Source organism: Occallatibacter sp., assembly GCF_049802275.1.
In the GTDB taxonomy this organism is placed as follows: domain Bacteria; phylum Acidobacteriota; class Terriglobia; order Terriglobales; family Acidobacteriaceae; genus Telmatobacter.
On sequence record NZ_JBARMD010000162.1, the window covers coordinates 1 to 6907 of the forward strand.

The following is a 6907-nucleotide window of genomic DNA, read 5'->3' on the forward strand; positions in this document are numbered from 1 at the left end:
ATACCGAGGGGTGTACCGTGATTCTCTGCCCGCTGCCGCCCGCCGAGGGAGTCGGCGAGGCGATCCGCGATCGCCTGCGCAAAGCTGCCTATAACAGGAAGGATTGAATATGCTTCTCTATTGCCCCGCTTCGGCAAGCTTGAACATATATTTGATCGCTGACTTGTAGATGAGTGTCTTCGCCCGGCCGCGCACTTTCAGCACTCCGCGGTCATACCATTCGATCTGACCTTCCACGCGCTCGCCATCTTCCAGCACAATCACCATCGGCGTCTGCGACTGAATCTGCTTCTGCAAATAAAACTGCTCTGCCTGCCGGAAAGCTGAATTCTCATCAATCTCATAGTTGGTAAATCGAAAGGGGGGTGTCGCAATTGAACTCTGGTTCCTGCGATTCGTTGAAATGAAATTCGACGCGCGCCTCTGATTCTCCACTGCAGACAAAAATGACTGACTATTCATAAATCGGATCCTCCAATGCAACGGAACTCTTCAATGCAGAGATGCAAAACTGAGTGCTTCAATTTGCTTGACACGAAGAGCGAAAGAGGCCGCTCTCCTCAATGATTGAACCAGCGCCATCGATGAACAACCAACGTCGGCAGAACGGCTGGGGTTCAAACTCTTCGGTTGGTTTTGCCTTCGTAAGTGAACTGATTCTACCGCAGAAGATGCCCGCTGCAACCGCGAGGTTGCACGCTTTCGACATCGATGCCATGAATCCCAGTCGTTATCGCTCGAGCAGACCCACAGCCATTGCATCAATTGACAGTGAGCGCAACAGATTTCTCCGCATTCCCTGCTCCACCTGCGCAACCGCACGAGAGGTTGCCGCGATCCAATCCACCGAGATGCCCTGCGCCATGCGTTCCAGCTCAGCCGAAAGATCGAGATTGCGAATAAGTGTCGGTGTTCCCGCAATCATCAGCAGCAGGTCTTCGAGCAGACTCCCCAGCGCACGCAGCAGGTTCACAGTTTTCTCCTGCCCGTCGGCGCCGCCGCGATATGTTTCAGTAGCGTGAAAAAGCTGCGAGTAGTCCGGCTCCTGCAGCGCCGTCCTCAGGACCAGCAGAGCATCCTGCCTGCTGGCGAGGTAAGCCTCCAGATCCATCGTCAATGCACGCCCCACCGCGCCCTCGGCCAGCCTTGACGCAAGCGCTCTCTGCGCGGGCTTCAACTCCGGCCTGCGCTCAGCCAGCAACTGCTCAATTTCGGTCGCAGGCAGTGCGCCCAGCCTGTAAAGAAGAGCGCGCGAGCGAATCGTCGGCAGCAATTCGTGCGGATTCTCCGTCAGCAGGATCAGCGACGTGCGCTCCGGCGGCTCCTCCAGCACTTTCAGCAGGCTGTTCGCGGCTTCCTTCATAAACGCCGAAGTCGTAAAGATGGTGAACGCCCGGTGCGCGTTTGCCGGCGGCCGATAATATGCCGCGTGAATTACGGCGCGAACTTGTCCCATCTTGATCAAAAGCTGTGGCGGATCCGGCGGGACAACCAGCACATCGGGGTGCGTCTGGATCAGGATGCGCGTCTCCCGCTTGTCTGTGTCGCGCATTTCGTCGCGCGCGGCTACAGCCTCTGCAACCCGCTCTTCAAGATTGGCCGACTCCGCGATGCGCATGCAATTAGCACAGTGCCCGCAAAAATCCGGCAGGCCATCGCTTTCAAAAGGTTCAAGACAGTTCACCGCCTGCGCCAGCATCAGTGCAAGCGTGTACTTGCCCGCGCCCTTCGGCCCGGCGAGAATCAGTGCTTGCGGAAAATGTCCGCTCCGCAGTCCTTCGCGCAGGTGCCGGACGGTCGCCGAATTGCCATGAAAACTCTGAAAACCCACTCTTCGAGTCTACGGCATTCTCATGTGCAGGATTCGGCCTCGCCGTGAACCGAAAGGAACTCAGCCGGTGGACAGTGGCTGCGGAAGAACCCGTCAGTCTCGCGGCACGACTTTGACCCTGATCCCGTTTTTCGGCCGCAACGTGATCTTCGGCTGTAATTCGATTTTCTGACCCGCAATAACTTCAACACGCCATCGTTGCGCAATCGTCGCCAGCGTTAGAATCGCCTCCATCCACGCGAACGACTCACCGATGCACTGCCGCCCACCCCCACCAAAGGGGAAATAGGCGAACCTCGGTCTCCCAGCCTTGGCCTCCGACGTGAATCGCTCCGGGCAAAACCGCTCCGGATCAGGAAACCAGCGCGGATCACGTTGCACAATGTACTGGCTGAAGAAAACCATCGTTCCTCTCCGCAACCGGTACGGCCCGATCGAGACATCCTGCAGAACTTCGCGGCCCATCGCCCAGGCGGGCGGATAAAGGCGCATCGACTCCGACAACACCATGGCTGTGTACTCGAGACGCGGCATATCCTCGAACCTCGGCAGCCTCCCACCCAGAACTGCATCCAGTTCGGCATGAAGCCGCGTCTCAGCTTCGGGATTCTGCCCCAGCAGCAGCCATGTCCAAGCCAGCGCATTGGCCACCGTTTCAAATCCAGCCAGAAACAGCGTCAAAACCTGGTCGCGGATTTGCTGCGCATCCAGTTTGTTCCCATCCCCGCCCGCCTGGTCGTCTCGAGCCGCCACCAGCATCGAGAGAAGGTCGCCATGTCGGGCCAGGTTTGCATCTGCCTGGCGCGCCCGGATCATCCCGTCCACCACTTCATCAAGACGTTTCTTGGCCGCGCGAAACCGCCGCATCTGCGGCAACGGTGAATTCAGCAGAAGCTCAGCTCGCGGCAGAGTGACCAGGAAGTGATAGAGATCCATGATGATGTTCACCTGGTCGTTGATCTCGTGAATCTCCCCCGTCACCTCCGTATCGAATAGAGTGCGTGCCGTGATCTGCAAAGCCAGGCGCATCATCTCCGCGGCAATATTCAGTTCCGCGCCAGCCTTCCATTGCGCACGCAGGCCGTCGGCAAGTTCCACAATCTGTTCCCCGTAGCGCTCGATGCGGCGCCGGTGAAAAGCAGGAGCGGCGATGCGGCGTCCCCGATTATGAGCTTCCCCGTCCGAAGTGATCATCCCCTCCCCCAGCAGGATCTTCATCCGCTTCTGCGTCCGGTCCTTGCCGAAGAACGCTGCCTTGTCGATGAGCACTTCGGCGATATCGGCGGGATCATTCAGCAGCACAACATCATGCAGCAGAATGCGATAGTGCGCCGCCCGCCCGTACCGCCGCAGATGTTCAAACAGAAGAATGGGATTTGTTGGATCAAAGAATCCATGAAACCGGTAAAACGGAAGATTGAACCGCAGGCCCGGAGGATACGCATACTCCCCCCGGCGAACCACCGGGGGCACATCACGCTCGTCAACGGAATCAGCGGAAGCCGTGATGGAAGTGCCCATACCCACGGTTCGAGTCTACGGCAGACACCGTTGCATCTCCCCACGTATCCGGCTCGACGGCCAGCTAAATTCGATACGTTCAAACTCGCCGGCGGAAACAGAACGCCTGAATCCACAACCCGTACAATGGAACCTGGAAGCCTCTGTTAAACGATGCCCGACGCTGAGCAAAAACCCAGCCAATCCAAGCCGAAAGAACGCGATCCTCGCAACGGCGATGCGCGTCCAAAAGCCGATGAAGATCCGGTTGGCAAGGTCTACGACTCCCGCCTTATCAAGCGCCTCGGACATTACCTGCGCCCGTACTGGTTGCAGGCGACAATCTCCTCCATCTCCATCTCGCTGAAATCCATGAGCGATGTCGCGGGGCCATACCTCGTGATGGTCGGCATCGACCGCTACTTTCCCACGGGAAAAGGCGGCACGGGCACCCCGATCCTGAGTCACGAAGGCGGACCGACCGCCTTCCTTCTTCGACATCTGCCCACTGACCCGATACCGGGCATTACTCGACTCGCATTGATCTTCCTGGTCGCCCAGGTCGCGGCGTATCTCTTCGAGTTCATTCAGACATACCTGATGCAGTGGACCGGCCAGAAAATCATGTTCGACCTGCGCCGCGACATCTTCCGCCACATGCAAAGCATGCACGTCGGCTTCTTCGATACGCACGCAGTTGGTCGACTCGTCACTCGCATTACGTCCGACGTCGACGCCATCAACGAAATGTTCACTGGCGGGATCCTGGCCATCGTCGACGACTTCTTCACCCTCACCATCATGGCCATCGTGATGCTCAACATTAACTGGTGGCTGGCGCTGCTGGCGTTTGCCGTTCTGCCGCTGATCCTCGTCGTTACGCGCCTCTTCCGCAACAGTGTTCGCGAGAGCTACCGCCGCGTCCGCGCCGCCATCGCCCGCATCAACAGCTTCACGCAGGAACACATCAGCGGCATGGCCGTTGTCCAGCTCTTCAATCGCGAAGAGCGCGCTTACCAGGACTTCGAAGCAGTCAACCGCCTGCACATGGTCGCCTTCAAGGACACGATCTTCGCCTACGCACTTTATTACCCCGCAGTCGAAATCCTGTCGTCCATCGCCATTGCGCTCGTCATCTGGCGCGGAGGTTTTGGCGTCCTCGCCGGCACCGTCACCATCGGCATGCTGGCAGCATTCAACATGTATTCGCAGCGCTTCTGGCGCCCCATTCAGGACCTCAGCGATAAGTACAACATCCTGCAGGCAGCCATGGCCGCATGCGAACGCATCTTCAAGCTGCTCGATACCGCGCCTGAGATCGTCAATCCCGCGAATCCACGTACCGGCGACGGATCGAATCGCATCGAGTTTCATCACGTCTGGTTCACCTACCAGAAGCTGACGCCCGAACAGAGAGAGCTCGTGAACCGCGTCGCCGAATCACCCGAACACGGAAAGGAACTCGCCGCATTCACCGACATCGAGTGGATTCTGAAAGACGTTTCCTTCACCGTCGAGCCGGGCCAGACCATCGCCATTGTCGGTCACACCGGCGCCGGCAAAACCACGCTGACGAGCCTGATGATGCGCTTCTACGACGTGACCGCCGGATCGATCCGCTTGGACGGCGTCGATCTGCGCGAACTCGATCTCGCCGCGCTGCGCAATCACTTCGCCGTGGTCCTCCAGGATCCCTTCCTCTTCAGCGGCACCATCGCCGAAAACATCCGTTTCGGCAACGAAGCCATTACCGACGCAACCATGCGCCAGGCCGCGCGCGACGTCAATGTGGTCGATTTCATCGATTCGCTTCCGGCCGCGTTCGATGAGCCCGTCCGCGAACGCGGTAGTTCCCTTTCCACCGGCCAGAAGCAGCTCATCAACTTCGCGCGCGCGCTCGCCTACAATCCGCGCATCCTCATCCTCGACGAAGCCACCTCCAGCGTCGACACCGACACCGAACTGCGCATCCGCGGCGCTCTTGAACGCATGGTCGAAGGCCGCACCAGCGTCCTCATCGCACATCGCCTTTCTACAATTCAGCGCGCAGACACGATCCTCGTCATGCACAAGGGGCAACTCCGCGAGATGGGTACGCACCAGGAATTGCTCGCCAACCGAAGCCTCTACTGGAAGCTCTACCAACTCCAATACAAGGATCAGGAAATCGGCGTCGGCACCCTCCCCCATCGCGAACCATCTATCGCACCCGCAGCATCCTGACGATATATTTCATAAACAGACTTTGTATCAGGGCACGACTTCACAACTTGCTGAGAACTCGCAATCCACTGTTTTGCAACTAGGGCATGGCTCGGGAAACCCACGTAGTGTGTCGCAGGCGGCAAATGCAACAGACTGAGTGTTGGGCTTTACAGTTTGCGGAAAAACTACTTTCAGACGGGGTTCGTATCGGGGCATGACTTTTAGTCATGCCGTAAGCGCCACAATATCATCGCCGGCTTTAGCCGCTGCCATGTTCAAGAATATGGACTTTTCAGCAAGCTGTTCGGTCATTCCAGAAGAAACTGAAAAGGAGAAGGGGCTTTAACCCCTGACGAACTTCAACCAACACGCTGTAGTGATTTGTGCAACAAGTTCTAGCTGCTCCCCGCGCATCTAACCGAACATTCATGCAGTCCAGCCAGACTTGGTTTCCTCTATTTGCAAATTCCATGAGCTCTTCTCCCATCCCTAGCGCCGCCGCGCAAGCGCCAGTACCCTCCGACGCCGCCATGCGCCTGCTGCCCTGGCTGGTTGCGGTCGCCTTTTTCATGGAGTCGCTCGATACCACCATCCTCAACACCGCTGTACCCGCCATCTCCGAAGCATTGAGCGTGACGCCCCTCAGCATGAAGGCTGTGCTCGCCAGCTACACGCTCAGTCTCGCGGTCTTCATTCCCATCAGCGGCTGGATGGCCGACAAATTCGGAACGCGCCGCGTGTTTGCCTCCGCCATTGGCATCTTCACACTCGGCTCCCTGCTCTGCGGCATCTCCACCAGCATTCATTGGCTGGTCGCATTTCGCGTCGTGCAGGGCATGGGCGGAGCCATGATGGTCCCAGTGGGCCGGCTCACCCTCGTCAGAACCTTTCCCAAATCCGATCTCGTCCGCATCATGAGTTTCGTGTCGATTCCGGCGCTCATCGCTCCCATGCTGGGACCGGTCGCCGGCGGCCTCATCGTCGACTACTTCCACTGGCGCGTCATCTTCTTCCTGAACATCCCCATCGGCATCGCCGGCCTCATCATGGTCTACCTGCACCTGCCCAACTTTGCTGAAGAAAACACGCAGCCCCTCGATCTCGTCGGACTCATCCTCTTCGGCTCGGGCATCGCGTTGCTTTCCTACGTCCTTGAAGTCTTTGGCGAGCACACATTAGGCGCCACCGAGATCATCGGTCTGCTCGCCCTTTCCATCTCACTTCTGCTCGGCTACTGGCTCCATGCGCGAGCGCTGGAAAATCCGCTGCTCCGCCTCAGGCTTTTCGCCATTCGCACCTTCCGCGCAGCCGTGAACGGCAGCTATTTCACGCGCCTCGGAATCGGCGGTGTGCCGTTTCTGCTTCCCCTGC

The 6907-nt window shown here is 58.3% G+C and carries 6 protein-coding genes; 3 read left to right on the forward strand and 3 right to left on the reverse strand.

The window, feature by feature from the left end; all coding sequences use genetic code 11:
• The first annotated feature begins 17 nt into the window (after nt 1–17).
• Nucleotides 18–107 (forward strand): hypothetical protein, encoded by a 90-nt coding sequence (locus WA354_RS05195; RefSeq protein ID WP_472811952.1) that lies wholly within the window; start codon nt 18–20, stop codon nt 105–107.
• Nucleotides 108–117: 10 nt separating this feature from the next.
• Here WA354_RS05195 and WA354_RS05200 read toward each other — a convergent pair whose 3' ends face one another.
• The 3 genes from WA354_RS05200 to WA354_RS05210 form a co-directional block, all read right to left on the reverse strand.
• Nucleotides 118–462 (reverse strand): Hfq-like protein, encoded by a 345-nt coding sequence (locus tag WA354_RS05200; RefSeq protein ID WP_472811947.1) that lies wholly within the window; start codon nt 460–462, stop codon nt 118–120.
• Between the two features lie 268 nt (nt 463–730).
• Complete coding sequence (locus WA354_RS05205) at nt 731–1831, reverse strand: DNA polymerase III subunit (protein WP_472811948.1); 1101 nt, start codon at nt 1829–1831, stop codon at nt 731–733.
• Nucleotides 1832–1924: 93 nt separating this feature from the next.
• Nucleotides 1925–3352, reverse strand: a complete 1428-nt coding sequence (locus WA354_RS05210) for a cytochrome P450 (RefSeq protein WP_472811949.1) — start codon at nt 3350–3352, stop codon at nt 1925–1927.
• A gap of 153 nt (nt 3353–3505) precedes the next feature.
• Between WA354_RS05210 and WA354_RS05215 the strand changes: the two genes are divergently transcribed.
• Together WA354_RS05215 and WA354_RS05220 are read left to right on the forward strand one after the other, a co-directional pair.
• Complete coding sequence (locus tag WA354_RS05215; protein WP_472811950.1) at nt 3506–5554, forward strand: ABC transporter ATP-binding protein; 2049 nt, start codon at nt 3506–3508, stop codon at nt 5552–5554.
• A gap of 452 nt (nt 5555–6006) precedes the next feature.
• Nucleotides 6007–6907: MFS transporter (locus WA354_RS05220; RefSeq protein WP_472811951.1), on the forward strand; the 901-nt coding region annotated here is incomplete at its 3' end.

Excerpts from the sequence above, each read along its gene's own strand:
- WA354_RS05215 (WP_472811950.1), top strand. The coding sequence starts at position 3,506 with ATGCCCGACGCTGAGCAAAAACCCAGCCAATCCAAGCCGAAAGAACGC.
- WA354_RS05210 (WP_472811949.1), bottom strand. The coding sequence starts at position 3,352 with ATGGGCACTTCCATCACGGCTTCCGCTGATTCCGTTGACGAGCGTGAT.
- WA354_RS05200 (WP_472811947.1), bottom strand. The coding sequence starts at position 462 with ATGAATAGTCAGTCATTTTTGTCTGCAGTGGAGAATCAGAGGCGCGCG.